Annotated in this window: 21 protein-coding genes; 8 read left to right on the top strand and 13 right to left on the bottom strand. The window is 72.2% G+C overall.

Annotated elements, in window-relative coordinates; translation table 11 throughout:
- The coding region (locus IE153_RS41795) for a hypothetical protein (protein WP_229829178.1) at positions 1 to 209 on the top strand (209 nt) is incomplete at its 5' end.
- Between the two features lie 126 nt (positions 210 to 335).
- On the opposite strand, the gene IE153_RS26840 is transcribed toward IE153_RS41795, so the two are convergent.
- Positions 336 to 1,343: a stage II sporulation protein M gene (locus IE153_RS26840; RefSeq protein WP_189592367.1), complete on the bottom strand. Its 1,008-nt coding sequence runs from the start codon at positions 1,341 to 1,343 to the stop codon at positions 336 to 338.
- A 129-nt stretch (positions 1,344 to 1,472) separates the two neighbouring features.
- On the opposite strand from IE153_RS26840, the gene IE153_RS26835 reads away from it, so the two are divergent.
- Entirely contained in the window at positions 1,473 to 2,432 is a 960-nt protein-coding gene (locus tag IE153_RS26835) for an RDD family protein (RefSeq protein WP_189592366.1), read from the top strand.
- 38 nt (positions 2,433 to 2,470) lie between these two features.
- Here IE153_RS26835 and IE153_RS26830 read toward each other — a convergent pair whose 3' ends face one another.
- Together IE153_RS26830 and ahcY are read right to left on the bottom strand one after the other, a co-directional pair.
- Complete coding sequence (locus IE153_RS26830; protein ID WP_189592365.1) at positions 2,471 to 3,085, bottom strand: hypothetical protein; 615 nt, start codon at positions 3,083 to 3,085, stop codon at positions 2,471 to 2,473.
- A 133-nt stretch (positions 3,086 to 3,218) separates the two neighbouring features.
- On the bottom strand, positions 3,219 to 4,676 hold the full coding sequence (gene ahcY / locus IE153_RS26825; RefSeq protein WP_189592364.1) for an adenosylhomocysteinase: 1,458 nt from the start codon (positions 4,674 to 4,676) through the stop codon (positions 3,219 to 3,221).
- A gap of 511 nt (positions 4,677 to 5,187) precedes the next feature.
- Between ahcY and IE153_RS26820 the strand changes: the two genes are divergently transcribed.
- Positions 5,188 to 7,299: a PTS fructose transporter subunit IIABC gene (locus tag IE153_RS26820; RefSeq protein WP_308432208.1), complete on the top strand. Its 2,112-nt coding sequence runs from the start codon at positions 5,188 to 5,190 to the stop codon at positions 7,297 to 7,299.
- A gap of 260 nt (positions 7,300 to 7,559) precedes the next feature.
- Positions 7,560 to 7,703 (top strand): hypothetical protein, encoded by a 144-nt coding sequence (locus IE153_RS26815; RefSeq protein WP_189592363.1) that lies wholly within the window; start codon positions 7,560 to 7,562, stop codon positions 7,701 to 7,703.
- 125 nt (positions 7,704 to 7,828) lie between these two features.
- On the opposite strand, the gene IE153_RS26810 is transcribed toward IE153_RS26815, so the two are convergent.
- The 7 genes from IE153_RS26810 to IE153_RS26780 all read right to left on the bottom strand — a co-directional run bounded on the left by IE153_RS26810 (position 7,829) and on the right by IE153_RS26780 (position 15,271).
- Complete coding sequence (locus IE153_RS26810) at positions 7,829 to 8,809, bottom strand: cation diffusion facilitator family transporter (RefSeq protein WP_189592362.1); 981 nt, start codon at positions 8,807 to 8,809, stop codon at positions 7,829 to 7,831.
- A gap of 152 nt (positions 8,810 to 8,961) precedes the next feature.
- The gene (gene manA / locus IE153_RS26805; RefSeq protein ID WP_189592361.1) at positions 8,962 to 10,113 is read right to left on the bottom strand and encodes a mannose-6-phosphate isomerase, class I; all 1,152 of its coding nucleotides are present in this window, start codon (positions 10,111 to 10,113) and stop codon (positions 8,962 to 8,964) included.
- 54 nt (positions 10,114 to 10,167) lie between these two features.
- Positions 10,168 to 11,295: an SIS domain-containing protein gene (locus tag IE153_RS26800; RefSeq protein WP_189592360.1), complete on the bottom strand. Its 1,128-nt coding sequence runs from the start codon at positions 11,293 to 11,295 to the stop codon at positions 10,168 to 10,170.
- A 112-nt stretch (positions 11,296 to 11,407) separates the two neighbouring features.
- Entirely contained in the window at positions 11,408 to 11,578 is a 171-nt protein-coding gene (locus IE153_RS26795) for a Trm112 family protein (RefSeq protein ID WP_189592359.1), read from the bottom strand.
- Between the two features lie 69 nt (positions 11,579 to 11,647).
- Complete coding sequence (locus IE153_RS26790; protein WP_189592358.1) at positions 11,648 to 13,012, bottom strand: phosphomannomutase/phosphoglucomutase; 1,365 nt, start codon at positions 13,010 to 13,012, stop codon at positions 11,648 to 11,650.
- Between the two features lie 103 nt (positions 13,013 to 13,115).
- Complete coding sequence (locus tag IE153_RS26785) at positions 13,116 to 14,732, bottom strand: L-lactate permease (RefSeq protein WP_189592379.1); 1,617 nt, start codon at positions 14,730 to 14,732, stop codon at positions 13,116 to 13,118.
- 119 nt (positions 14,733 to 14,851) lie between these two features.
- Positions 14,852 to 15,271, bottom strand: a complete 420-nt coding sequence (locus IE153_RS26780; RefSeq protein WP_189592357.1) for a DUF3499 domain-containing protein — start codon at positions 15,269 to 15,271, stop codon at positions 14,852 to 14,854.
- A 294-nt stretch (positions 15,272 to 15,565) separates the two neighbouring features.
- Between IE153_RS26780 and IE153_RS26775 the strand changes: the two genes are divergently transcribed.
- Positions 15,566 to 16,021 carry a metallopeptidase family protein gene (locus IE153_RS26775; protein ID WP_189592356.1) on the top strand — a complete coding sequence of 152 codons (456 nt, stop codon included), beginning with the start codon at positions 15,566 to 15,568 and terminating at the stop codon, positions 16,019 to 16,021.
- 89 nt (positions 16,022 to 16,110) lie between these two features.
- On the opposite strand, the gene IE153_RS26770 is transcribed toward IE153_RS26775, so the two are convergent.
- The 3 genes from IE153_RS26770 to IE153_RS26760 all read right to left on the bottom strand — a co-directional run bounded on the left by IE153_RS26770 (position 16,111) and on the right by IE153_RS26760 (position 21,762).
- A complete protein-coding gene (locus tag IE153_RS26770; protein WP_189592355.1) occupies positions 16,111 to 17,661 on the bottom strand; it encodes a DUF5719 family protein in 1,551 nt (516 codons plus the stop codon).
- A complete protein-coding gene (locus IE153_RS26765; RefSeq protein WP_189592354.1) occupies positions 17,658 to 21,335 on the bottom strand; it encodes a glycosyltransferase family 2 protein in 3,678 nt (1,225 codons plus the stop codon). The genes IE153_RS26770 and IE153_RS26765 overlap by 4 nt, the downstream gene beginning before the upstream one ends.
- A gap of 163 nt (positions 21,336 to 21,498) precedes the next feature.
- Complete coding sequence (locus IE153_RS26760) at positions 21,499 to 21,762, bottom strand: WhiB family transcriptional regulator (protein ID WP_010034659.1); 264 nt, start codon at positions 21,760 to 21,762, stop codon at positions 21,499 to 21,501.
- Positions 21,763 to 22,419: 657 nt separating this feature from the next.
- On the opposite strand from IE153_RS26760, the gene IE153_RS26755 reads away from it, so the two are divergent.
- The 3 genes from IE153_RS26755 (at position 22,420) to IE153_RS26745 (ending at position 25,349) form a co-directional block, all read left to right on the top strand.
- Positions 22,420 to 22,926, top strand: coding sequence for a cysteine dioxygenase (locus tag IE153_RS26755; protein ID WP_189592353.1), 507 nt, complete (start codon positions 22,420 to 22,422; stop codon positions 22,924 to 22,926).
- 111 nt (positions 22,927 to 23,037) lie between these two features.
- Entirely contained in the window at positions 23,038 to 23,997 is a 960-nt protein-coding gene (cofD, locus tag IE153_RS26750; RefSeq protein WP_097217003.1) for a 2-phospho-L-lactate transferase, read from the top strand.
- Positions 23,998 to 24,017: 20 nt separating this feature from the next.
- Entirely contained in the window at positions 24,018 to 25,349 is a 1,332-nt protein-coding gene (locus IE153_RS26745) for a coenzyme F420-0:L-glutamate ligase (protein ID WP_189592378.1), read from the top strand.
- The last annotated feature ends 43 nt before the right edge of the window (positions 25,350 to 25,392 follow it).

Genomic DNA, 25,392 nt, shown 5'->3' with positions numbered 1-25,392 from the left:
TTTCCGACTCTATCAGATCTTTCCGATCCGATTTCCTCGGTGCTTTCCAGGTTCCCGCTTTCGCGTTTCCCTTTCCGGCGGTTCCGACTTTATCAGAAGTTCTGGGCCGGATTGACCGGCCGTTCGTTTCCGAATCATCGGGAGAGGCTTCAATGAAATCAGCGTTTCAAGAAGCAGATAGACGTTCACTCTCGCTGGTCTGGGACTAGAGCCCATCTCCAGACAACTGTTCAAATCTACCTCCCCTCACTTGCCGTGTCAACGGCTCCTGTGGGGCGAAGAGGACACTAGCAGCTGAACGGCGGTGGTTGCACATCCGGCGGTCGGGCCAACGATCAGGCGGCTGTGGGGACGGTCGCGCTGCGTTCCGCTGCGTCGACGTCGCCGGTCTCTCCCGCGCGGGCGGCTCGGCCGCCCAGGACGTAGACGTAGACCAGGAAGGCCACTTCAGCGGCGATGCCGATGGTGATGCGGGCCCAGGTGGGGAGGCCGGACGGGGTGACGAAGCCTTCGATGGCGCCGGAGACGAAAAGGACGAGGGCGAGGCCTATGGCCATGCCTATGGCGGCTCGGCCCTCTTCCGCGAGAGCGTTGCGCCGCGTCCGGGGGCCGGGGTCGATGAGCGTCCAGCCCAGGCGCAGGCCGGTGCCGGCTGCGACGAAGACGGCGGTCAGTTCGAGGAGGCCGTGCGGGAGGACCAGGCCCAGGAACGTGTCGAGGCGGCCGGCCGAGGACATCAGGCCGATGCCGACGCCGAGGTTGAGCATGTTCTGGAAGAGGATCCAGAGGACCGGCAGTCCGAGGAACACGCCCAGGATGAGGCACAGGGCGGCGGCCCAGGCGTTGTTCGTCCAGACCTGCGCGGCGAAGCTGGCGGCCGGGTGGCTGGAGTAGTACGTCTCGTACTGGCCGCCTGGGCGGGTGAGCTCGCGGAGTTCGCTGGGGGCCGCGATGGAGGCCTGGACTTCGGGGTGCGTGCCGATCCACCAGCCGAGGAGGGCGGCGACGGCCGTCGACAGGAGCGCTGTGGGCACCCACCAGTGGCGTGCCTTGTACACGGCCGCGGGGAAGCCCTGGGCCAGGAAGCGGGTGACGTCTCGCCAGGAGGCGCGTCGGGTGCCTGTCACGGCACTACGCGCGCGTGCCACGAGTTGGCTCAGCCGTCCGGTCAGTTGCGGGTCCGGGGCGCTGGACTGGATCAGGGAGAGGTGCGTCGCCGTGCGCTGGTAGAGGGTGACGAGTTCGTCGGCCTCGGCGCCGTTGAGGCGGCGCTGGCGGCGGAGGAGGGCTTCGAGGCGGTCCCACTCCGCTCGGTGGGCGGAGACGAAGACGTCGAGGTCCATCGGTGTGCCTGCTCCTCGGCTGGGTCGTCGGAGGCTCGTCGTGGATCAGCTTGTCGTACTACGGTGCGATGCGCCCTCAGCTTGGCAGACTGGCCCTGTCGGGGGCAGGGCAGGGGAAGGACGGCGGGCGTGAGTGAGCTGGTGACGGGCGAGGCAGTGGCGTTGGAGCTGCGCCCCGCGAGGCTGCCCAGCAGGGCGCTGGCCGTGCTGCTCGATCTGGTGGCGGCGATCGCGGTCTACGTCGCGGTGACCATCGTGCTGGTGACGTCCACGGCCTCGCTCGACGAGGCGGCGCAGACGGCGCTGTCGATCGCGACGTTCGTTCTCGTACTGGTGGGCGGGCCGATCGCGGTGGAGACGCTCAGTCACGGGCGGTCGCTGGGGAAGATGGCGTGCGGCCTGCGTGTCGTGCGGGACGACGGCGGGCCGATCCGCTTCCGGCATGCGCTGGTGAGGGGCTTGATCGGGGTGATCGAGATCCTCATGACCTTCGGGGTCGTCGCCTGCATCGCCTCGTTCGTGTCGGCGCGTGGGCGGCGGCTGGGGGATGTGTTCGCGGGGACGCTCGTCGTGCGGGAGCGGATTCCGGTCACGCGGACCGGATTCGTGCCGCCTCCTCCGCCGTGGCTGGCGGGACGGTTCTCGGGGCTCGATCTGTCGGCGGTGCCCGACGGACTGTGGCTCGCCGTCCGGCAGTACCTGACGCGCATGCAACAGCTGGATCCGCAGGTGGGCTGGTCGATGGCGGAGCGGCTGGCGTCGGATCTGGCGGAGCGTACGGGGGCTCCGGTGCCGCAGGGTGTGCCGCCGGCGGCGTATCTGGCGGCCGTCGTGCAGGAACGGCAGGCGCGGGAGGCCCGGCGGGCTTTCGGAGGCGATGCGGCCCGGGCGGCCACGCCCGCCGCCGTCCCGGTGACGAACGGTCCAGCGGCCTCGCCCGAGGCTCGTGGCGGGACTCCCTCTGTCTACGGACCGCCGGTCGGAACGCCTGAGGTGGTCTCCGAGCCGTCCGCTGTGGAGCGGCCCTCGGAGTCACCGGCGGGCTCGGCGGGAGATCGACCCGGTACCGGGTTCGTGCCGCCGGCCTAGTGGAGCCCGGGGCCCGCCGATCCGGCGTGGCTGTCTGTTCAGGGGAACACCGACGGCGGTGATTCCAGGTCTTCGAGTTCGATGCCAGGGGCAGAGAGGACCACGTCCCCGGCGATGTGCACGGTGTGCTGCTCGCCCGTGTCCAGCGCTGTGACCTGGTATTCGTCCACGGCCAGGGGGCCGTTGTCAGTGGCGTGTGTTTCGCTCTTCACCAAGGCCCAGGACTGGTCCACGGTGCGTGGGGCGAGGACCGGATCCGTGAAGGCGACGAGGCGTACGCGGGTGGCCGCTGCGGAGGGGGTGAGGCGCAGGAGTCGGGCGGTGGCGACGAGGAATGCCGGGGAGGTGCCGGTGAAGGCGTGGGCGCGCACATTGCCTTCGGTGGCGTCGGTCCCGGTGGGGTCGGTGCGGACCCAGGTGACTCCGTCGAGGGCGGCGCCGCGGACCTGCCAGGCGGCGGCGTGGAGTTCGAGGCGGATGGGGCGGCCCAGTTCGTCGAGGGTGAGGTCGACGGAGCCGTGGTGATCGCCTGCGGGGGTGGTCAGCTGGGAGACGTAGCGCCAGCCGGAGGGTCCGGGGGCGCACTGGAAGTGTTCTTCTGCGAGGGGGGTGTGATCGTGCGGATCGTGGAGCGAATAGCGGCCGCGGGGCATGGGGGTCCTGGGTTTTGACGGGCTGGGCCGGTCGCCGCCGGCCCGTCGAACGGGGCAGGCCCCCGGCACGGGGGTGCGGGGGCCTGCCTCGGAGATCCGACCGGCTGCGAACGCGGCAGCGGTGCTGCTCGGCTCAGTAGCGGTAGTGGTCCGGCTTGAACGGGCCCTCGACCTGCACGCCGATGTACTCGGCCTGCTCGGGGCGCAGGGTCGTCAGCTTCACGCCGAGCGCGTCGAGGTGGAGGCGGGCGACCTTCTCGTCGAGGTGCTTGGGGAGCACGTAGACGCCGGTCGGGTACTCGTCGGGCTTGGTGAACAGCTCGATCTGGGCCAGGGTCTGGTCCGCGAAGGAGTTGGACATCACGAACGACGGGTGGCCGGTGGCGTTGCCCAGGTTCAGCAGGCGGCCCTCGGACAGGACAATGATCACCTTGCCGTCGGGGAAGGTCCAGGTGTGGACCTGCGGCTTGACCTCGTCCTTGACGATGCCGGGGATCTTGGCGAGGCCGGCCATGTCGATCTCGTTGTCGAAGTGGCCGATGTTTCCGACGATGGCCTGGTGCTTCATCTTGGCCATGTCCGAGGCCATGATGATGTCCTTGTTGCCGGTCGTGGTGATGAAGATGTCGGCCGTCTCGACGACGTCTTCCAGGGTCGCGACCTGGTAGCCGTCCATCGCGGCCTGGAGGGCGCAGATCGGGTCGATCTCGGTGACGATCACGCGAGCGCCCTGTCCGCGCAGGGACTCCGCGCAGCCCTTGCCGACGTCGCCGTAGCCGAAGACGACCGCGGTCTTGCCGCCGATGAGGACGTCGGTGGCGCGGTTGATGCCGTCGATGAGCGAGTGGCGGCAGCCGTACTTGTTGTCGAACTTCGACTTGGTGACGGCGTCGTTGACGTTGATCGCCGGGAACAGGAGGACGCCGTCGCGCTGCATCTCGTACAGGCGGTGGACGCCGGTCGTGGTCTCCTCGGTGACGCCGCGGATCTCCGAGGACAGCTGGGTCCACTTCTGGGGGTTCTCACCCAGGGTGCGGGTCAGCAGCTCGAGGATGACGCGGTGCTCGTCGGACTCGGCGGTGTCGGGCGAGGGGACCTTGCCGTCCTTCTCGTACTCGACGCCCTTGTGGACGAGGAGGGTGGCGTCGCCGCCGTCGTCCAGGATCATGTTGGGGCCGCCGGTGGGGCTGTCCGACCAGGTCAGCGCCTGCTCGGTGCACCACCAGTACTCGTCCAGGGTCTCGCCCTTCCAGGCGAAGACCGGGACGCCCTGGGGGTTGTCCACGGTGCCGTTCGGGCCGACGGCGATGGCGGCGGCCGCGTGGTCCTGGGTGGAGAAGATGTTGCAGGAGGCCCAGCGGACCTGCGCGCCGAGGGCGACCAGGGTCTCGATGAGCACGGCGGTCTGCACGGTCATGTGCAGGGAACCGGTGACACGGGCGCCGGCCAGGGGCTGTGCCTCGGCGTACTCCTTGCGGATCGCCATCAGGCCCGGCATCTCGTGCTCGGCGAGGGTGATCTCCTTGCGGCCGAACGCGGCCAGGGAGAGGTCGGCGACCTTGAAGTCCTGTCGGTTCTCGACAGTCGTCATTGCGAGCTGCTCCTCGGGGTTGGGGCGAGGTGGGTACGGCTGGTCTGCGCGGCGGCGGACACAGGGGTGCCCGAAAGAGGACACAGGCATGCCCGCGTACGCGCAGCGCAGTCCGTCGGAGGCCCTCTCTCCCTCGGCCGGTCCGCGGAGGGACCGCCCGACCGCCATCAGCAGCGACGTCTGGCTCCGTCCCAAGCTACACCGGGAGGCCGGGCCGCCCCCAGTCCGCCTCCGAACGGATCTCGCCATGGAGGCGGTGGCGCGCGCGGGGCACCGGCCTCTGCGGGACCGCGGCAGAGGGGCGGCGGGGCGTGTCATCGAGGGCGGGAGCGATAACAGGACACCAACGAAGGCGGCGGCAGGAGGTGTCGAAACGGGATGAGCAGGGATCTTCTGGCCTTTGCGTCTGGAGCGAGGTGGTGCAGGATGCCCGGGAGTTCTGAACAGCTGATCGATCCTGCGGGGCGTCCGGGACGCCGGTTCCGCATGACAAAGGCGTTAGGAGATCGACGTGACCAGTCCGGCCGGCCCTCCCCCCACGGGCAGCGGCGATGGCGAGCAGCAGCGGTTGAGGCTGCTCGCGGTGACCGCCTGTCCGACCGGCATCGCCCATACGTACATGGCGGCCGAGAAGCTCGCTCAGGCTGCCGAGAGCCGCGGCATCGACATGAAAGTGGAGACGCAGGGATCCATCGGGGCTGAAAACGTCCTCGATGACAACGATGTCAAGCACGCCGACGGCGTCATCGTCGCCGCGGACAAGGACGTGGACCTGAGCCGCTTCGCCGGCAAGCGGGTCCTGACGGTCGGGGTCGCCGAGGGCATTCGCCACCCCGAGCAGCTGATCGAGCGGGTGCTGTCGGCGCCCGTGCACACCGAAGGGGGCGCCCCTACGGCCCCCGCGGCCGGTGGCGGCAAGGAGCGGAGCGTCGGATACAAGGCGCTCATGAACGGGGTCAGTTACATGATCCCGTTCGTCGTGGTCGGCGGGCTGCTGATCGCGATGTCGCTCTCGATCGGCGGGCACACCGACCCGTCGGGCGGTCTGGTCATCCCGAAGGACTCCTTCTGGATGGATGTGAACAACATCGGCGTCATCGGCTTCACGCTGATGGTGCCGATCCTGTCCGGCTACATCGCGTACGCCATCGGGGACCGGCCCGCTCTCGTGCCCGGCATGATCGGTGGCTGGATCGCCAACACCGGTGAGCTGTACGACTCCAAGGCGGGCGCCGGCTTCATCGGGGCGATCGTGACCGGGTTCCTCGCCGGGTATCTGGTGCTGTGGATCAAGAAGGTCAAGGTCCCGAAGTTCGCGCAGCCGATCATGCCGATCATCGTGATCCCGATCGTGGCGACCACGGCCCTGGGGCTGTTCTTCATCTACGTCATCGGCAAGCCGATTTCCTGGGTGTTCGAGCACCTGACCGACTGGCTCAGCGGGATGACCGGTGCCAGTGCCGTCGTGCTCGGCGCGATTCTGGGGCTCATGATCGCGTTCGACATGGGCGGGCCGGTCAACAAGACGGCGTTCCTGTTCGGGGCCGGCCTCATCGCGACCGGCAATCAGACGGTCATGGGCATGTGCGCGGCCGCGATCCCGGTCATGCCGCTGGGGCAGGGCCTGGCCACGCTGATACGGAAGCGGCTGTACACCGAGCAGGAGCGGGAGACCGGGTTCGCCGCACTGTTCATGGGGTGCTTCGGCATCTCCGAGGGTGCGATCCCGTTCGCGGCGGCGCGCCCCGCGCAGGTCATCCCCGCCAACATGCTGGGTGGCGCGGTCGCCGGTGCGATCGCGGGGGTCGCCGGGGTCGAGGACGCGGTGCCGCACGGCGGGCCGATCGTGGCCGTGCTGGGCGCGGTGAGCGGGGTGCCGATGTTCTTCGTGGCCGTGGTGATCGGCTCGGTCGTCACTGCGCTGGTCACGGTCGCCCTGCTCGACCTGAGCGAGCGCGGGCGGCGCGGGGAGGCAGTCGGCGAAGCCGGCGCGGTGGCCGGGCCCGAGCCGGCCCTGGTCGGCGTGGGAGCCGGAGCGCCGGGCGGCGGGGAGGTCGTGGCGGAGCGGACCGTACGCGCGGCAGAGCCGGTCGGCGCGCCCGCGTCTTCCGAGGAGACGGTGGCTCCCGCGAGCGCGGCTGCTCCTGCCGAGGAGGTCGGCGTGGGCGAGGTGCTCTCCGGCTACCTCACCCGGCAGACCGTGCAGGTCGAACTCGGTGCGGGCGACAAGGAGTCCGCGATCCGGCAGATGAGTGAGCTGCTGGCTCGTACCGGCAGGGTCGCGGACGTGGAGGAGCTGGTGGCGTGTGCGCTGCGGCGGGAGGCGCAGGGTACGACCGGGCTCGGCGACGACATCGCGATACCGCACGCCAAGACGGATGCGGTGACGGAGCCGGTCGTCGGTTTCGCGCGGTCCGCGGAGGGCGTCGAATGGGGATCGCTGGACGGTACGAAGGCGAAGCTGGTGTTCATGATCGCCGTGCCGGAAGCGGCCGCGGGTGACGAGCATCTGCGGATCCTGGCGTTGCTGTCGCGGAAGCTGATGGACGTCGGGTTCCGGGAGCGGCTGCTGGCCGCGTCGGACGCAGACACTCTGCTCGGAGTGCTGCGCGACATCGGATAGCGGGCGGCGGGTCCGCGTCCGACACCGGGTGCGGACCCCGGCCGTGCCCCTTGCGGGAAGCCGTTGCGCTCTGCGCCGCGGATGGGCCGCACGGGGAGGAACGCATGCCCGGCAAGGGACGGGGCTGGGAGGTCGGCTCGTCGTGCTGGGCGGCCATCGCGCGAACGCCCGCGACGCGCGGGCCCTCCTCGACGACGGGGCGGGACACGGCCGGAGTCGGTGATCCGGGGACGCGTGATCGATGACTCGATGACCACACCGTGCCGGTGGTGCTCGGGTCGGCGAGGGTGCTCGGTGCCCTGGCGGTGCCGACCGGGGTGGGGCTGGGGATCGCCGCCGTGGTCGTACGGCGACGGGCGCGGATCGCGACGGCGTCCCCGCCGCCGTGGGCCGTGCGGATCTGAGGACCTTGGCCTCGGGGACACGAACCTGTGAACCCGGCCGCGGACGAAGCCCCCGTGAAGCCCTGGGGCCCGCCGACGTGGTTCGGCGGGCCCCAGGGGCGTTCGTGCGGTGCTTCTCGCAGACGTCAGTGTCCGGCGTCGCTCGGCGTGGGTCCCCCGGGCGTGGCCTCGGGGTCGGGGCCCTTGGCGGCTTCGCGCTCGCTGTAGATGTCCGGCTCGAGGTAGATCACGCGGGCGATCGGGACGGCGTCGCGGATGCGGGCCTCGGCGGCGTCGATGGCTGCCGCGATCTCGGTGGCCGTGTCGTCGTGCTGGACGGCGATCTTGGCGGCGACGAGGAGTTCCTCGGGGCCGAGGTGGAGGGTGCGCATGTGGATGATGCGGGTGACGGTGTCGCCGTCGACGACGGCGGCCTCGATCTTCCGGGTCTCCTCGAGGCCGGCCGACTCGCCGAGCAGCAGGGACTTGGTCTCGGCGGCGAGGACCAGGGCGATCAGGATGAGCAGGATGCCGATGCAGAGGGTGCCGATGCCGTCCCAGACGCTCTCGCCGGTGAGGAGGGCGAGGCCGACGCCGCCGAGCGCGAGGATGAGGCCGACGAGGGCGCCGAGGTCCTCCAGGAGGACGACGGGGAGCTCGGGGGCCTTGGCGTGGCGGACGAAGTCCTTCCAGGAGCGGCCGCCGCGCAGGGGGTTGGACTCCTTGATGGCCGTGCGGAAGGAGAAGCTCTCGGCGATGATCGCGAAGACGAGGACGCCGACGGGCCAGTACCAGTGCGTCAGCTCGTGAGGGTTCTTGATCTTCTCGTAGCCCTCGTAGAGGGCGAACATGCCACCGACCGAGAAGAGGACGATGGAGACGAGGAAGGCGTAGATGTAGCGCTCGCGGCCGTAGCCGAAGGGGTGTTCCGGGGTGGCCTCGCGCTTCGCCTTCTTGCCGCCGACCAGGAGCAGTGCCTGGTTGCCGGAGTCGGCGAGGGAGTGGACGGACTCGGCGAGCATCGATGACGAGCCGCTGAAGAGGAACGCCACGAACTTCGCTACCGCGATGGCGAGGTTGGCGGCCAGTGCCGCCACGATCGCCTTGGTTCCGCCTGACGCGCTCATATGTCCGCGTTGTCCCTTCGTACGCCGTTCCTGAGCCCGGACGCCCGCCTTGGTGCGCGCCCGTGGCTTTGCCCGTGCTTGACGGTGGGCCATTGTTGCAGCCCGCCGCGACAGCGGTGAGTCAGGTCACCGGCACGGGGCCGTCGAAACGGTCAGGCGATGACGGTGGCCCGGAAAAGCGTTCCCGTTCCGGACACTTCGGCCTTTTCGCCGGCGGGGACGAAGACGGACTCACCGGGGGTCAGGTCGTGTTCGCCGGCCCGGACGGTGCCGGCCGTGCAGAGCAGGATCTGCGGGGTCGGGCGGGTGAGGTCGTGGGCGGCGCCCGCCTCGGGGAGGACGTAGCGGGAGAGGCGGAACTCGTCGATGGGGGTCTCGTAGACCTCCTCGCCGTCCGGGGAGGCCTCGGGGCGCAGGACGCCGGGGTCGCTGGGGAGGAAGCGGACGATGCGCAGGAGTTCGGGGACGTCGACGTGCTTGGGGGTCAGACCGCAGCGCAGGACGTTGTCGGAGTTGGCCATGATCTCGACGCCGAGGCCGTCGAGGTAGGCGTGCGGCACGCCGGCGCCCAGGTAGAGGGCCTCGCCGGGCTGGAGCCGGACGTGGTTGAGCAGCATCGCGGCGATGACGCCGGGGTCGCCCGGGTAGTGGTGGGCGATGTCGGCGTAGGGGGCGTAGGCGCCGCCGAGGCGGTCGCAGGCGGCGGCCGCTTCCGCGACGGTGCGGGACATCTCGTCGGGGTCGGCGGTGAGGATCGCCGTGAGGACCTCGCGCAGGGCGGCGTCCTCGGGGTGGGCGTGCAGCAGGTCGACGTAGGGCTTGAGGGAGTCGACGCCGAGGTCGTCGAGGAGGGCCGCGGCCTCCAGCGGGTCGCGGAAGCCGCACAGGCCGTCGAACTCGGTGAGGGCGCAGATCAGTTCGGGCTTGTGGTTGGCGTCCTTGTAGTTGCGGTGCGGGGCGTCCACGGGGATGCCGCGCCGCTCCTCGTCCGCGTAGCCCTCCTTGGCCTGCGCGAGGTCGGGGTGGACCTGGAGGGACAGCGGGGCGCTCGCGGCGAGGATCTTGAGGAGGAAGGGCAGCCGGGGGCCGAACCTGGCGACGGCGGCGGGCCCGAGTTCCTTCTCGGGGTCGGCGTCGACGACCTCGACGAGCGTGCCCCGGTCGGTGCGCGAGGGTGCGCCCGGGTGGGCGCCCATCCACATCTCCGCCTGCGGCTCGCCGGTCGGCTCGACGCCGAGCAGCTGCGGGATGGCGGTCGGGGAACCCCAGGCGTAGGGGCGGACGGTGTTGTCGAGGCGGTCCATGGCGTTCTCTCTGGGTGTGCGGGGTGCGGGCGCGTCAGGCTGTCCCGGGCAAGATCAGGCCCTCGAAGCGAGCGCCAGGTAAACCGCGGCGAAATCCGTGATGGCGATCAGTTCCGCGAGGGTCTCCAGTTCGCCGCCGGCCTCCGGTTCGAGCTCGCTGATCGGTGTGTCGTGGCTGAGGGCGAGTTCGCGGGCGCCGGGGGCGGCGGTGAGGCCGCCGATGGGGCGGTCGCGGAGCAGGACCACGCGCGCGTGCAGGGCGGGCGCTTCCTCGACGCGGTCGCGGAAGAAGTCGTCGGGGTCGGCGCTGGCGGCCAGGGGGCCGGCGAGCAGGGCCCCGTGGGCGGCGAGCGCCTCGGGGAGTTCGGCGACGACCGCGGGGGTGCCGGACAGTTCGGCGAGGGCCGCGGCGAAGCGCCGGCCGGCCGGGCCTGCCGAGACGCCCTCGGTCCAGACGACCGGGAGCGCGTCGGACAGTTCGGAGGCCAGGGTCTTGGCGGCGTTGCTGTACGTGGCGATGGCCGGGCCGCAGCGTTCGGCGACGAGGTCGAGGCGGTCGGCGACCTTGCCGAGGGCGTCCGGCGGGGCGGCGAGCACGCCCGTGCGGTCCAGGAGCGCGAGGAGCGGGGTGAGCAGCGCCCACAGGACGCCGGGGGCCGACGCGGCGAGGGGCTCCTCCTGGTCGTACGGGGCGGTCGCCACGGGGACGAACAGACCGTGCACACCGGCAAGGGCTTCGGCGAGCGGGGTACGGGCGGGAGCCACGGCCACGACGGTGCAGCCCCGGCGGTAGGCCTGCTCGGCGAGCAGGGACAAGCCGGGTTCGGTGCCGTCCGGAGTGGTGATCAGCAGGAGGTCCACGGAGCCGACCCAGCCGGGTAGTTCCCACCGCAGGGCGCCCGCGGCGGGGGCGACGCCGGTGGGGGCGAGGCGGATGACCGGGCTGCCGGCGCCGGCGAGCGTGCCGATGAGGTCGGCGGCGTGGGTGGCGGCGGCACCGGGGCCGGCGATGAGCACCGCGCGGGGGCGGCCGTCCGGCTTGATGTCGTTGACGCCCGCCTCGGCGGCGTGGCGGGCCGCGGTTCGGACGCGGGCGCCCGCTTCTGCGGCGCCGCGGAGCAGTCCGCGGTGGTCGGCCTCGGCGAGGCCCTCCGGGGAGTCGAGCAGCGATTCGTCGAGCATGGGCGGCAGCTTCCCATCGCCGGGGTCCGTTGTGAGGGTGTCCTGGATCGTGCCCGCTGTGCCGGGGGCTATGTGCACCGGAGTGTCACGGGGGTGCGTGCGCCCCCGGCGGTCACGCGGGGCGGCGGGCCTCGTCGACGAGCAGGACGGGGATGCCGTCGCGGACGGGGTAGGCCAGGCCGCAGCTGGTGTCGGTGCAGATCAGTTCGGTGTCCTGCTCCGTGAGGGCGGCGTGGCAGGCCGGGCAGGCGAGGATCTCGAGGAGGCCGGATTCGAGGGGCATAGGGGTTCCTTCGAGGTGCGGGCGCTTGGGGTCGTGCCTGGTCAGGTTACCGCCGGTGGCGGCGGGGCCTCAGCCCCTGATGATCCCCAGCACCTCGTCGCGCACCCGGGCCATCGTCTCGGCGTCGCGCGCCTCCGCGTTCAGGCGGAGCAGCGGCTCCGTGTTGGACGGGCGGACGTTGAACCACCAGTCGGCGGAGGAGACCGTGAGGCCGTCGAGCTCGTCGAGGGTGATGCCCTCGCGGGCCCCGTACGCGGCGCGGATCGCGGCGAGGCTGGCCTGCTGGTCGGCGACCGTGGAGTTGATCTCCCCGGAGCCGGCGTAGCGGTCGTACTGGGCGACGAGGGAGGAGAGGGGGCCGTCCTGGCCGCCGAGGGCCGCGAGGACGTGGAGGGCGGCCAGCATGCCCGTGTCGGCGTTCCAGAAGTCGCGGAAGTAGTAGTGCGCGGAGTGCTCGCCGCCGAAGATCGCGCCGGTGCGGGCCATCTCGGCCTTGATGAAGGAGTGGCCCACGCGGGTGCGGACCGGGCTGCCGCCGTTCTCCTCGACCACCTCGGGGACCGACCAGGAGGTGATCAGGTTGTGGATGATCGTGCCCTTGCCGCCGTGCCGGGCCAGTTCGCGGGAGGCGACCAGGGCGGTGATCGCCGACGGGGAGACCGGCTCGCCGCGCTCGTCGACGACGAAGCAGCGGTCGGCGTCGCCGTCGAAGGCGAGGCCCAGGTCGGCGCCCTCCTCGCGGACCCGCTTCTGCAGGTCGACGAGGTTGGCGGGGTCGAGGGGGTTGGCCTCGTGGTTGGGGAAGGTGCCGTCGAGCTCGAAGTACATCGGCACCAGGGTCAGGGGCAGGCCGGCGAAGACCTCGGGGACGGTGTGCCCGCCCATGCCGTTGCCGGCGTCGACGACGACCTTCAGGGGGCGGATGGCGGTCAGGTCGACCAGGGAGCGCAGGTGGGCCGCGTAGTCCGACAACGTGTCGCGGCCGGTGATGGTGCCCGCCTTCGCGGCCGGCTCCGGCGCGCCCGACTCGCTCCAGCCCTCCACCAGTTCACGGATCTCCGCCAGGCCGGTGTCCTGGCCGACCGGGGCGGCGCCCGAGCGGCACATCTTGATGCCGTTGTACCGCGCCGGGTTGTGGGAGGCGGTGAACATGGCGCCCGGGAGGTTCAGCGCGCCCGAGGCGTAGTACAGCTGGTCCGTCGAGCAGAGGCCGATCTCCGTCACGTCGGCGCCCAGGGCGGCCGCCCCGCGCGCGAAGGCACGCGACAGGCCCGGCGAGGAGGGCCGCATGTCGTGCCCCGTCGTGATGGCGCTCGCGCCGGTGACCCGCACGAAGGCCGCTCCGAAGAGCTCGGCCAGGGACTCGTCCCACTGGTCGGGGACGACCCCGCGTACGTCGTACGCCTTCACGACCTGCGACAGATCAGCAGCCACGGCCAACCTTCCTGAAAAAGTACTGTCGGTCCGCCCAAACTACCCTCGCCCACCGACAACGCGCCGGGCGGACGCCCGGAAGACCCCCAGCCGTAACCTCAGGTCAGGGCAGCATCCAACCCAGGGCCGGGGTGCTCTGGCCGACCACGATCAGGCACATCACCAGCAGCAGGCCCAGGCTCCACGGCAGCACCTTGCGCAGCAAGTCGCCCTCGCGGCCCGCGAGTCCCACGGCCGCGCAGGCGATCGTGAGGTTCTGCGGGGAGATCATCTTGCCGAGGACGCCGCCGGAGCTGTTGGCGGCGGCCAGCAGCTCCGGCGAGAGTCCGGACTCGCGGGCGGCGGTGACCTGGAGGGCGCCGAAGAGGGCGTTGGCGGAGGTGTCCGAGCCGGACACGGCGACGCCGAACCAGCCGAGGACGGGCGACAGGAACGCGAGCCCGGCTCCGGCCGCCGCCACGAAGTGGCCGATGGTCGCCGCCTGCCCGGAGAGGTTCATGACGTAGGCGAGGGCCAGGACGGACGTCACGGTGAGGATCGCGAAGCGCAGTTCGTGGACGGTCGCGAGCCACTCTCTGACCGCCACGCGCGCGTGGACCCCGATGACGGCGGCCGTGAGGATCCCGGCGAGCAGGACGAGAGTGCCGCCGGTCGACACGACGGGCCAGCTGAAGACGTTGCCGCCGACCGGTTCGCCGTCCGGGCCGGCGACGTCCAGGAAGGGCCAGTCGAAGGTCTGGGTGGTCCGGGCGAGCCAGTCCTTGACGGGCGGGATCTGCGCGACGGAGAAGATCACGACGATCAGCACGTAGGGGGCGTAGGCGCGCAGGACCTCGCGGGGCGGGTCCTCCTCGTCGAGTTCTTCGCTGCGGGCGCCGGTCAGCACGGAGGCGCGCACGGACTCGGCGGCGGGCACCCGCGCGCGTGGTACGGCGACCAGGGCACCCGCACCGGCCAGGGCGGCGCCGATGTCGGCGAGTTGGGCGGAGACGTAGTTGGACGCGGCGAACTGGGCGACGGCGAAGGCGACTCCGCACGCCAGGGCGGGCACCCAGGTCTCGCGCAGGCCGCGCCGGCCGTCCACGAGCCAGACCAGCACCAGGGGCACGACGAGTGCCAGCAGCGGCGTCTGACGGCCCACCACGGACGCCACGGAGTCCAGGGGCAGTCCGGTCACCTGGGCGAGCGTGACGACCGGCGTGCCCATCGCGCCGAAGGCCACGGGCGCGGTGTTGGCGACCAGGGCGACGATGGCCGCACGCACTGGTTCGAAGCCGAGGGCGACCAGCATCACCGCGCTGATCGCGACGGGCGCCCCGAAGCCGGCGAGCGCCTCCAGCAGCGCCCCGAAGCAGAAGGCGATGACGAGGGCCTGGATGCGCGGGTCGTCGGACAGCCGCCCGAAGGACCGGCGCAGGATGTCGAAGTGCCGGGTGCGGACGGTCATCCGGTACACCCACAGGGCGTTGACGACGATCCACAGGATGGGGAAGAGGCCGAAGACGGCGCCCTGGGCGCCGCTGGAGAGGGTCTGGCCGAGTGGCATGCCGTAGGCGAGCCAGGCCACGAGGACGGCGGCGAGGAGGCCGGTCAGGCCCGCCAGGTGCGCCTTCATGCGGACGCCGCCGAGCAGGACCAGGACGATCACCAGGGGCAGGGCCGCCACCAGGGCGGACAGGCCGAGCGAGCCGGCGACGGGTTCCAGCTCCTGGACGTACACGGGCGCCTCCCCGGTTTCCGTCATGCGAAAGCGATTTCTCGCAGCCTCACAACGGAATGGTCATGTCCGCGCCAAGCACGCGTCAATGGGTACACACATGGAGAAACCGAGAGGGGCGGTCAGTTGTCGGGCGAACGCAGGACGCGCAGATGCCCGCGTCGCGCGACTTCCCGCGGGTCGGCCCCGCGGCCCCCGCCCGCCTCGGCCGCCCGCTCCTGGGGGCGGGCCGCCTCACGCACGGCGTTCGCAAGCGCTTCCAGGTCGTCCCCGCTGGGGCGTGCCGGGGCCGAGCCGTCGAGGAGCCGGACGACCTCCCAGCCACGCGGGGCGGTGAGGCGCTCGGAGTGCTCGGCGCACAGGTCGTAGCAGTGGGGTTCGGCGTAGGTGGCGAGCGGGCCGAGGACCGCGGTCGAGTCGGCGTAGACGTACGTCAGCGTCGCGACGGCGGGACGGCCGCAAGCGGTGCGCGAACAGCGACGTACAGGGCTCACGACGTTGGACGGTACCGCACTCTTGAGCGGGCCGCGACGACTCTCCATCAGGTCACTCCCCCGTGTCGTGCTGTGAAACACCCCACACACCCTTGTGAGCGCACCTTCCTGACCTCGCAGGACATCACCGTCCGAGGTGTCGAACGATCCCTCAAGCGGTCAACAGTCGTCACAAAACCCCCAATTGCCGTGAGGTCACCGGTCTCGGCGGGATACGGATTTGAGCCCAACCTTGGCTTGAATGGTCATGTAACGACATGCCATGTGACGCGGCCGGAAGCCGTCCGTGCCGCCGTGCGGTGCCGGGCGCGGGGACGCGACGGGGACTACCCTTCACCAGTGATGGACAAGCCCGTAACGCCCCGTGCCGCCGCCCCCGGGCCCCGCCGTCGTGATCGCCACGGACGGGGCATGCGCGGCCCGATCGCACCGCCGCAGGTGCCGCTCGCCGCGAGCCGCGCGGAGGCGTTCGCCGATCTGGTGCAGGACTCCGTGGAGCGCCTGGAGCGGCGGTGGCCGCAGCTCGCCGACATCGATTTCCTGGTCCTTGAGGTGCCACGGCTCGACGGGCCCGGCCAGGCGTGGAACGACGAGGCCGTTCCGCTCGGCGGCACGATCAGCGCGCATGAGGGCCGCCCCGCGCGCGTGGTCGTCTACCGGCGGCCGGTCGAGATCCGCACCAAGGGACGCGACGAGCGGGCGGCACTGGTGCACGAGGTCGTCGTGGAGCAGGTCGCCGAGCTGCTCGGGCTGACGCCGGAGACGGTGGATCCGCGGTACGGCGAGGACCAGGGCTAGGAGGACCGGCGCCGGACGGACACCGTCCGGCGGACCCGCTCCGGCCGACGGGCCCGCTTCGATCGACGGGCCCCCTCCGGCCGGCAGCCCTACCGCTGGAGAACCGACAGGTCCTCGTCAGCCTCCGGCACCGCCACCGTGCCCCGGTCGTCCGGCAGTGTCTGCACGGTGAAGGCGGGGACGCCGTCCTCGTTCGCCGTCAGGGTGCGGGCCCCGTAGACCGGGCCGCCCGACACCGTCTCGACCGTGAGCGCGTAGGTGCCCTTCAGGCCGCCGGGGGCCGGGGGCTCGATGTCCTGGGTCGTGCCGGCCTTGATCGTGTACGTCTTCGACACCGGAGTGCCGCCCTCGCTGCCGGCCGAGGCCGTGACCTTGACCGTGGCGGCGGCGCCGGGGGCCGTCAGGGACAGGGTGCTGCCCTTGCCGCTGTTGTCGGCGGACGTCGCGCGCGTGCCGACGGGGCGGGTGGCCGGGACGAACGCCGTCTCCTGCTTGTCGCCCTTGCCGCGTACGACCCGCAGGGCCGCCACGACCGGCACGGACCGGTCCGTCGGGGTCAGCACCAGGGAGCCCGCCTCGCCGCGGGTGACGTCGCCCAGGTCGACGGCTGTGGTCATGCCGCCCTTGACGTGCACCGTCTCGTGCCCGGCCGGGGTGATCAGCCCGGAGGGGGAGGCCAGGCGCACCTTCAGGTCCGCGTCGGCGTCGCCGGGGGTGAGGGCGACCAGGCGCACGGACGTGGCGTCCTTGGGGATGCCGGGCAGGACCAGGCTGCCCGACGGGTCCGTGGACGCGGCCAGCCAGTCGCCGCCGAGCTTGTCGTCCAGGGCCTGCACGGCGGCGCCGACGCGTCCGCTGCGGACGTTGACGTGCACCGTGAGGTTGGTCTGCCGCTCGCCGGTGAGGGTGGACAGCAGGACCGGCTCGCTGGAGTGCGGCGGGACGGTGATGCCCTCCCCCACCGCGGACTTCAGGGCGCCGTCCTTGCCGTAGAGCTCGATGTCGACCACGGCGGCCGAGTCGTCGGGGTTCGTCAGGTGGACGTAGTCGGTGCGGTCGGCGTCCGTGCTGGCGCCGGGGAACCAGAAGTCGGTGTCCGGGGCGGTGCAGTTGACGCCCTGGAGGCCGCGTCCGGTCCCCGCGGCGACCTCGGTCGTCTCCTGGACGGTCCAGCCCGGCGCGAACCTGCCGTCCGCGGTGCCGACGAGGGCGGGTGCGTCGCCGCCGGAGCTGTCGCCGGTGACCGGCTTGCCGGGCTCCTTGGGAGTCAGCACGGGTTTCGCGGGCTTGTCCTCGCCGGACTTCCCGCCGTCCTTTCCCTTGCCCTTGCCGTTGCCCTTGTCCTCGCCATCACCGTCGGCCGGGGCGTCGGCCGACTCCTCGTCGGCCTCCCGGAGTTCGGCCTTGCCGCCGCTCCCGGTGCCCTTCGTGACGGGCGTGAAGGAGGTGTAGGACGTCTCGGCGAGGTCGGACGTACTGGGCGCCGGGCACAGCAGGCTCGTGCGCTCCACGGGCAGTTGGGCAGCCGCCTCGGCGGCGGTGTCCGTGCCCGGGGCGTCCGGGGCGGACAGCGCGGCGAAGCCGGTGACGGCGGCGAGCGCGGTCGCGCCGGCGATCAGGGACAGGGTGGTGCGGTTCACTGCTGGCTCCCGTCGGGACGCTCACTGCCCGTGCCGTGGGGGTGGTGCTGCTGCGCCGGGTCGTACGACGTGCCGTAGCCCTGCTGGTAGGTCTGGTCGTAGCCCTGCTGGTCGTACGGCGGGTTCTGCCCCTGTCCCCCGTACGCGTACGGGTCGTACTGGCCGCCCTGGTAGGGGTCCGCCTGGTACTGCTGCCCGTAGGCGTCCGCCGGGTACTGGGCGTTCTGGTACTGGTCGCCGTAACCCGCGTACTCGCCGGCCTGGTAGCCGGCGTTGTCCCACTCCCCGTAGTTCTGCTGCTGGGGCAGCGCCGCCGGCGGCTGCTCCGGGGGCGGGGGCGGGAACTCCTCGGGTCCTGGAGTCTCCTCGGCCTCGGCCTCCGCCTGGGCGCGCAGGCGGCGGGCGCGGCGGCCCTCGCCTGCGACGGCCTGGGCCGGGACGGCCGGCTCCTCGGGGAGGTCGTCGTCGATGTCGCGGCGCCGGCCGGGCAGGGCGAGCACGACCAGGACGACGGCGAGGAGGCCCTGGGCCCACAGCCAGGCCGTGTGGCCGACCGGGTCGTCGTAGGTGACGTCCAGCCGGCCGCCGGTGGCGGGGAGTTCGAAGCCCTGAGCCCAGCCGTCGACCGTGGTGCGGGTCAGCGGCTTGCCGTCGAGCGTGGCGGACCAGCCGTCGGAGGCCGCGTCGGCGAGGCGCAGCACGCGTCCGCCCGCGCCGGTCGGGATCGTGGTGCGGATGTCGACGGGCCCGGCGGCGACGGGCTGCGGGGTGCCGGAGGCGGGGACGATCGTGGCGCGCGCGACCTCCCGGTTGACGCGCCACAGCGCACCGCCGGCCTGCTGGCTGAGCCGGGTCAGACCGGGCGTGGCGTCCAGGACGCGGGTGACCTCGCGGGGCGCGCCCTGGTGGACGAAGACGTAGCGCACGGCGAAACCACCGAGCTGGTCGGCCTGGTCGGCGCCGGAGCCCGCGACCAGGTTGGCGACGACCTTGTCGAGCCTGCCGTTCTCGCCGTCGGCCGCGGCGATCTCGCCGTCGCCGAGGCGGGCGCCGGAACCGCGGACGAGCATGTAGCCGACGTGGGCGCCGGAGTCGCTGTCGAGGACGAGGGTGCGGGCCTGGTCGCGGGTGCCGCTCTCCTCGGCGACGAACGCGGGGACCTGGATCGGGTCGCGCCGCTCCAGAGGGCCGTCGGCGCCGCGGATCATCCAGCCGGCGGCGATGAGGAGCGGACCGGCGGCCGAGGCGAAGGCGATCAGCACGGCGACCGGCTGGCGCCAGCCGAAGCTCTGCTCCGCCACCCGCGCGCGTGCCCCGTCGGCGCCGAGCGCGGCGGCGGCCAGGAGGGCGATGCCGTAGACGAGGGTCGCCGGGCCGGCCCAGGTGGAGTTGTTGGACAGGATCGCGAAGACGAAGCCGACCAGGGCGACCGCCCAGGCCGTCCAGATGCCCGACTGGCGCTCCGAGCGGACCAGGGCGGCGAGGGCGGCGAGCACGATGCCGATGAGCATGAGGCCGCTGACGGTGCCGGGGCCGCCCGGGCTGGCGCCGAGCAGGTCGACGGCGGAGGCCGCCGAGGGGCCGTACGCGAGGCCCGCTTCCTTGAGGAAGCCGAACGGGAGCAGCGTGAGCGACCAGGGCGCGAGGAGCAGCAGGGGGGTGCCGAGCTGGGCGAGGAACCGCAGCCCGTAGGCCGTGATGTCGCTCCGGCGCAGCACCAGCAGTCCGACGCCGAGGAGCAGCGCGATCGGCCAGACGATCGGTGTGAAGGCCGTGGTGATGGTCAGCAGCAGCGCGTAGGCCCAGGTGGCGCGCCAGCTGCCGCGGGAGCCGGAGGAGTTCGTCAGGCCGCCGGCCGCGATGCCCGCGCGGGCGATGAGCGGCAGCAGCGCGGCCAGGACGGCGGTGCCGATGCGGCCGCCGGCAAGGGCGCCGGTGGCGGCGGGCAGGAAGGCGTAGACGACGGCCGCCCAGGCGCGCAGCAGCCGGGACTCGACGAGCGGGCGGGAGGCGAAGTAGGCGGCGACGCCGGCCAGCGGCACCGAGCAGACGAGCAGGACCGTGACGGCCAGGCCGGTCGAGCCGAACAGCAGGGACGCCAGCATCGCCACGAGCGCGACGTACGGCGGCGCCGATGAGGTGCCGCCGGCGCCGACCGGGTGCCAGGCGTCCAGGTAGCGCGACCACAGCTCGGCGGAGTCGGCGGGGGCGGGCAGCAGGGCGCCGCCCGCGAGCGCGCCGCCGCCGAGGAGCTGGCGGCAGGCGACCAGGGAGACGAGCAGCAGCACCAGGAAGAGGACCGGGCCGGGCTTGCGCGCGATGCGCTTGAGCCGGGCGAACTGCTCGATCTCCAGGAAGTCGGCGTCGTCGCCGCCGGGGCCCGACTCGACGGCGCTGCCGTGCCGTCCGGCGCCGGCCGCGACCTCCGGGTCGGAGCGGCCGACGAGGCTGCTCGCGACCTGCTCGACGGTGACGCGGACGGTCGCGCCGGGCGGCGGGAACAGCGCCCGCAGCTCGCCCTTGTCGATCTGGGGTGCGCCTCTGCCGCGACGCCCGGCGAGGATCCGCTCGGGCCGGAGCAGGGTGCCCATCAGGCCGCGGATCTCGTCGACGGCCTGCCCGGGGACCTTGCCGACGAGGTAGGCCACGGTGCGCAGCAGGGTGCCGAGCACGATCCGCAGCATCACCCAGGGGAGCACGGCCGTACGCGAGTTGACGAGCAGGGTGTAGACGGCGCCGGCCTTGTCGACCTTGTGCGGCGAGGCCGCCGTTCGGCCCATGCAGTCGACCGTGCGGCGCTCGCGGCTGGACGCCTCGGCGTGCCGGACGACCGCCTCGGGGGCGACCAGGACGCGGTAGCCGGCGGCGTGGGCACGCCAGCACAGGTCGACGTCGTCGCGCATGAGGGGCAGGTGGCGGTCGAATCCGCCGAGCTGCTCGAAGACGTCGCGGCGCACGAGCATGCCGGCGGTGGACACGGACAGCACGGGCCGGACGTGGTCGTGCTGGCCCTGGTCCTGTTCGCGGCGGTCCAGGCCGGTCCAGCGGCGGCCGGAGTTGGCGATGGAGACGCCGACCTCCAGCAGCTGCCGCCGGTCGTACCAGCCGCGGAGCTTGGGGCCCACGACGGCCACGTCCTCGCGGCCCAGCTCGTACTCGTTCTCCACGACCCGCAGCAGCTGGGCCAGGGCGTCCGGGTCCGGGGCGCAGTCGTCGTGCAGCAGCCACAGCCATTGCACCGGCTCGCCGTGCGGCAGCTCGGGCAGGTCGTAGGCGTCGTCGCGCCACGAGCGGGTGACCGGGTCCCAGCCGCTGGGGCGCTTCAGGTACGGCAGCTCGTCCGGGGTGAGGACCGGGGCGACGCGGCCGCACTCCTCGACGGCCTGGCCGAAGCCGGTACGGCGGGCGAGGTGCAGCACGCGGTCGGCGCCGAGGGCGTCGGTGACCAGCTGGGCGGAGGCGTCCGCGCTGCCGGTGTCGGCCCCCATCGCGTACTGGACGGGCCGCTCCTGGCCGAGCAGTCCGGCGAGCGCGTCGGGCAGCCAGCGGGCGCCGTCGTGGGAGACGAGGACCGCGGTCACCACGTGACGCGGGAACTCGGGCGGGCGGGCCGGATCAAACACGGCTGTGGCAGCGGTGTCGTGATGAGCTGCCGAGTGGCTGTGCACGGACATCGAGGTACGGGCCCCGGTTCGGTGGACTGCGGTGGACGCCTGCGCCCGGTGGGGGCGGCGGGGCGTCTCGGACGAGCGACCACACTATCGGCTGCACGGAAGGCGGCCCGCCGCCTGTGGATGACCCACGGGCGACGGGCCGTTCACGAAGAGGGGTGGGGGGTCAGACGGCGGCCTTCTTCAGCCGGCGGCGCTCCCGCTCGGACAGGCCGCCCCAGATGCCGAATCGCTCGTCGTTGGCGAGGGCGTACTCGAGGCACTCGGAGCGGACCTCGCAGGCGAGGCAGACCTTCTTGGCCTCCCTGGTCGAGCCGCCCTTCTCGGGGAAGAAGGACTCGGGGTCGGTCTGGGCGCACAGCGCGCGCTCCTGCCAGCCGAGTTCCTCGTCCGCGTCGTCGACCAGCAGTTGCTGCACCGTCTCGGTCATGTGCGCCCCTCGTCTGTCTTCGCGTCCCCGTGATCTAGCCGTTACCGATTCCGGCTGAACGACACGAGTGAAATTACAAGTGTGCTGCTCCGGGCGAGTCAAGCCGAGATCTGCTATTGAGCCCCTTATTCACTCTGCGGAACCAAGCCCATGCGGAAAGTGTTCAAATCACCATAAAACCTGACACACAGATGGAGCCCCTGAGGGCTCACCCCTTCCGACGGACCCCTCGCAGACCTGTACGGAGAAGGACGCCCAGGAGTTCGATCTCGTTCCGACACGCACGTCGAAGCGAAACGGATCACAGTCGGATCACGAGTACGCAACGGGGTTTGTGCGCCCGGTTGGACGCCATGTGTCCCGGGCGGGCCATGAACAAACCTTTCATCTGAGCGATCGACCGGATGAGGTGAACCACATCCCACATACCGGGTGTCGAGTTGACAGTGAAGGTGTGAACCGGTGTCCTTGTGGGCATGCTCGCGAACTTGGCGCTCACCTCGACCCGCACCGCCGGGTCCCACGGTGCTGCCCGCGCTCGCTGTAGCTGTCGCTGTTCCAGCTGTTGAGCCACACCTGCTCCAGCTGAAGGCCGAGCCACCCGCATCTCGGCTCCCGTTCCCTCTGACCTTCTTTCACTGAGGAACCACGCACCCCATGAACAGCGACAGCGACCTCCAGATCGCCGGCGACATCCTCGAAGTCACCCACCTCCTCCAGACCCCGCGCGAGCACCCGGCCACCGTCGCCGAGTTCGTCGGACTGGCCCGCTCGATCGCCGAGGACCGCTCCCAGTGGGAGCACCTCGTCCGCTACGACGCGGCCGGCCGCTGGTACCACCGGCTGCGCACCGGACCCGGTTACGAGGTGTGGCTGCTGTCCTGGGTGCCCGGACAGGGCAGCGGACTGCACGACCACGGCCGCTCCTCCGGTGTGCTGACCGTTCTGGACGGCACGCTGACCGAGCGCACGGAGCGGGGCACGCGCGCGTTGCGGGCGGGCGCGCAGCGCGTGTTCGCGCCGGGGTACGTGCACGAAGTCGTCAACGACGCGCTGGAGCCGGCGGTGAGCCTGCACGTCTACTACCCGGGCCTCACCGAGATGCCGATGCACACGGCCCCGCACTGCGAGGCCCGCACGGTGCCGGGTGCGCTGACCGCCTGACCGGTCCGCGAGTGCCGGCCGGTCGCCGAGACCGCCGGCCGTCGTCGAAGCCGCCGACCGGTTGTCGAAGCCGCCGACCGGTTGTCGTAGGCGCCTGCAAGACTGGCTCCCATGCGCATTGTGGTTCTGGCAGGCGGCATCGGCGGTGCCCGGTTCCTGCGTGGTCTGAAGCAGGCCGTCCCGGACGCGGACATCACGGTCATCGGCAACACCGGGGACGACATCCACCTCTTCGGGCTGAAGGTCTGCCCGGACCTCGACACGGTGATGTACACGCTCGGCGGCGGCATCAACGAGGAGCAGGGCTGGGGTCGCGCCGACGAGACCTTCCACCTCAAGGAGGAGCTCGCGGCGTACGGCGTCGGGCCCGAGTGGTTCGGCCTCGGCGACCGGGACTTCGCCACGCACATCGTGCGGACGCAGATGATCGGCGCCGGGTACCCGCTGAGCGCGGTGACGGAGGCGCTGTGCGACCGCTGGAAGCCGGGCGTGCGGCTGATCCCCATGTCCGACGACCGCGTCGAGACCCATGTGGCCGTCGAGATGGACGGCGAGACCAAGGCGATCCACTTCCAGGAGTACTGGGTGCGGCTGCGCGCCTCGGTGCCCGCCCGGGCCGTCGTGCCGGTGGGCGCCGACCAGGCGAAGCCCGCGCCGGGCGTCCTGGAGGCCATCGCCGAGGCGGACGTGATCCTCTTCCCGCCGTCCAACCCGGTCGTGTCGATCGGCACGATCCTCGCCGTGCCCGGGATCCGGGAGGCGATCGCCGACGCCGGGGTGCCGGTCGTCGGCCTCTCCCCCATCGTCGGTGACGCGCCCGTGCGGGGCATGGCCGACAAGGTGCTCGCCGCCGTGGGGGTCGAGTCGACCGCGACGGCGGTGGCCGAGCACTACGGCTCGGGCCTGCTGGACGGCTGGCTCGTCGACTCGGTGGACGCGGGCGCGGTGGAGCAGGTCGAGGCGGCCGGGATCCGCTGCCGGGCCGTGCCGCTGATGATGAGTGACACGGACGCGACCGCGCGGATGGCCCAGGAGGCGCTGGCTCTGGCCGAGGAGGTGCGGGGGGCGTGAGCGCTGATTCCTCCCCCGACGTGTCTGTCGAGGTCACCGGCGAGGAGCGGGGCGCCGGCGGGTACCGGGTGTGGGCCGTGGGCGGCATACCGGAGGTCGCGCCCGGGGACGACCTGGCCAAGCTGATCGCGGCCGCCGAGCCCGGCCTGGCCGATGGGGACGTGCTGCTCGTCACCTCGAAGATCGTGTCCAAGGCGGAGGGACGGATCGTCCGGGCCGCCGATCGGGAGGCCGCGATCGACGCGGAGACGGTCCGGGTGGTGGCCCGGCGCGGCGCCCTGCGGATCGTCGAGAACCGGCAGGGCCTGATCATGGCCGCGGCCGGGGTGGACGCGTCCAACACCCCCTCCGGGACGGTGCTGTTGCTGCCCGAGGACCCGGACGCCTCCGCCCGCGCCGTCCGGGACGGGCTGCGGGACGCCCTCGGGGTGGACGTCGGCGTCGTCGTCACCGACACGTTCGGGCGGCCCTGGCGAGCCGGGCTCACGGACGTCGCGATCGGCGCCGCCGGAGTGCGCGTGCTCGACGATCTGCGCGGCGGCACGGACGCGTACGGCAATCCGCTCAGCGCCACCGTCGTCGCCACGGCCGACGAACTCGCCGCGGCCGGCGACCTGGTCAAGGGCAAGGCCGCGGGACTGCCCGTCGCCGTGGTGCGCGGGCTTCCGCACCTGGTGGCGGAGGGCGACCGCGGCGAGGGCGCGCGGGCCATGGTCCGCGGCGCGCGCGACGACATGTTCCGCCTCGGCACCTCCGAGGCGGTACGGCTGGCCGTGACCCAGCGGCGTACGGTCCGGTCCTTCACCGACGAGCCCGTCGACGCGGATGCCGTACGGCGGGCCGTGGCCGCGGCCGTGACGGCACCGGCCCCGCACCACACGACACCCTGGCGGTTCGTCCTGCTGCAGTCGGAGGAATCGCGGACACGGCTGCTCGACGCCATGAAGGACGCCTGGATCGCCGATCTGCGCCGGGACGGCAAGAGCGAGGAGTCCATCGCCAAGCGGGTCCGGCGCGGGGACGTCCTGCGCAACGCGCCGTACCTCGTCGTCCCCTGCCTGGTCATGGACGGCTCGCACACCTACGGCGACCCGCGGCGGGACGGCGCCGAGCGGGAGATGTTCGTGGTCGCCACGGGTGCCGGCGTGCAGAACCTCCTGGTCGCGCTGGCCGGGGAGCGGCTGGGGTCGGCCTGGGTGTCGTCGACGATGTTCTGCCGGGACGTGGTGCGCGAGGTGCTGGATCTGCCCGCGGACTGGGACCCGATGGGGGCGGTGGCGGTCGGGCATCCGGCGGAGGAACCGCGGCCCCGTCCCGGGCGGGACGCCGAGGCGTTCATCGAGGTGCGGTGACAGGTGCCGGACGGCGCCTACGCTCGTAGGGCTGCTCCTCACG

Source organism: Streptomyces massasporeus, assembly GCF_014648995.1.
In the GTDB taxonomy this organism is placed as follows: Bacteria; Actinomycetota; Actinomycetes; order Streptomycetales; family Streptomycetaceae; genus Streptomyces; species Streptomyces massasporeus.
The sequence above is the reverse complement of the archived record's forward strand: the minus strand, read 5'-3'. Positions and strand labels throughout refer to the sequence as shown.

Excerpts from the sequence above, each read along its gene's own strand:
- IE153_RS26840 (WP_189592367.1), bottom strand. The coding sequence starts at position 1,343 with ATGGACCTCGACGTCTTCGTCTCCGCCCACCGAGCGGAGTGGGACCGC.
- IE153_RS26810 (WP_189592362.1), bottom strand. The coding sequence starts at position 8,809 with ATGAGCGCGTCAGGCGGAACCAAGGCGATCGTGGCGGCACTGGCCGCC.
- cofD (WP_097217003.1), top strand. The coding sequence starts at position 23,038 with ATGCGCATTGTGGTTCTGGCAGGCGGCATCGGCGGTGCCCGGTTCCTG.
- IE153_RS26760 (WP_010034659.1), bottom strand. The coding sequence starts at position 21,762 with ATGACCGAGACGGTGCAGCAACTGCTGGTCGACGACGCGGACGAGGAA.
- ahcY (WP_189592364.1), bottom strand. The coding sequence starts at position 4,676 with ATGACGACTGTCGAGAACCGACAGGACTTCAAGGTCGCCGACCTCTCC.
- IE153_RS26765 (WP_189592354.1), bottom strand. The coding sequence starts at position 21,335 with ATGTCCGTGCACAGCCACTCGGCAGCTCATCACGACACCGCTGCCACA.
- IE153_RS26780 (WP_189592357.1), bottom strand. The coding sequence starts at position 15,271 with ATGGAGAGTCGTCGCGGCCCGCTCAAGAGTGCGGTACCGTCCAACGTC.
- manA (WP_189592361.1), bottom strand. The coding sequence starts at position 10,113 with ATGGACCGCCTCGACAACACCGTCCGCCCCTACGCCTGGGGTTCCCCG.
- IE153_RS26795 (WP_189592359.1), bottom strand. The coding sequence starts at position 11,578 with ATGCCCCTCGAATCCGGCCTCCTCGAGATCCTCGCCTGCCCGGCCTGC.
- IE153_RS26830 (WP_189592365.1), bottom strand. The coding sequence starts at position 3,085 with ATGCCCCGCGGCCGCTATTCGCTCCACGATCCGCACGATCACACCCCC.
- IE153_RS26775 (WP_189592356.1), top strand. The coding sequence starts at position 15,566 with ATGGACAAGCCCGTAACGCCCCGTGCCGCCGCCCCCGGGCCCCGCCGT.
- IE153_RS26755 (WP_189592353.1), top strand. The coding sequence starts at position 22,420 with ATGAACAGCGACAGCGACCTCCAGATCGCCGGCGACATCCTCGAAGTC.
- IE153_RS26800 (WP_189592360.1), bottom strand. The coding sequence starts at position 11,295 with ATGCTCGACGAATCGCTGCTCGACTCCCCGGAGGGCCTCGCCGAGGCC.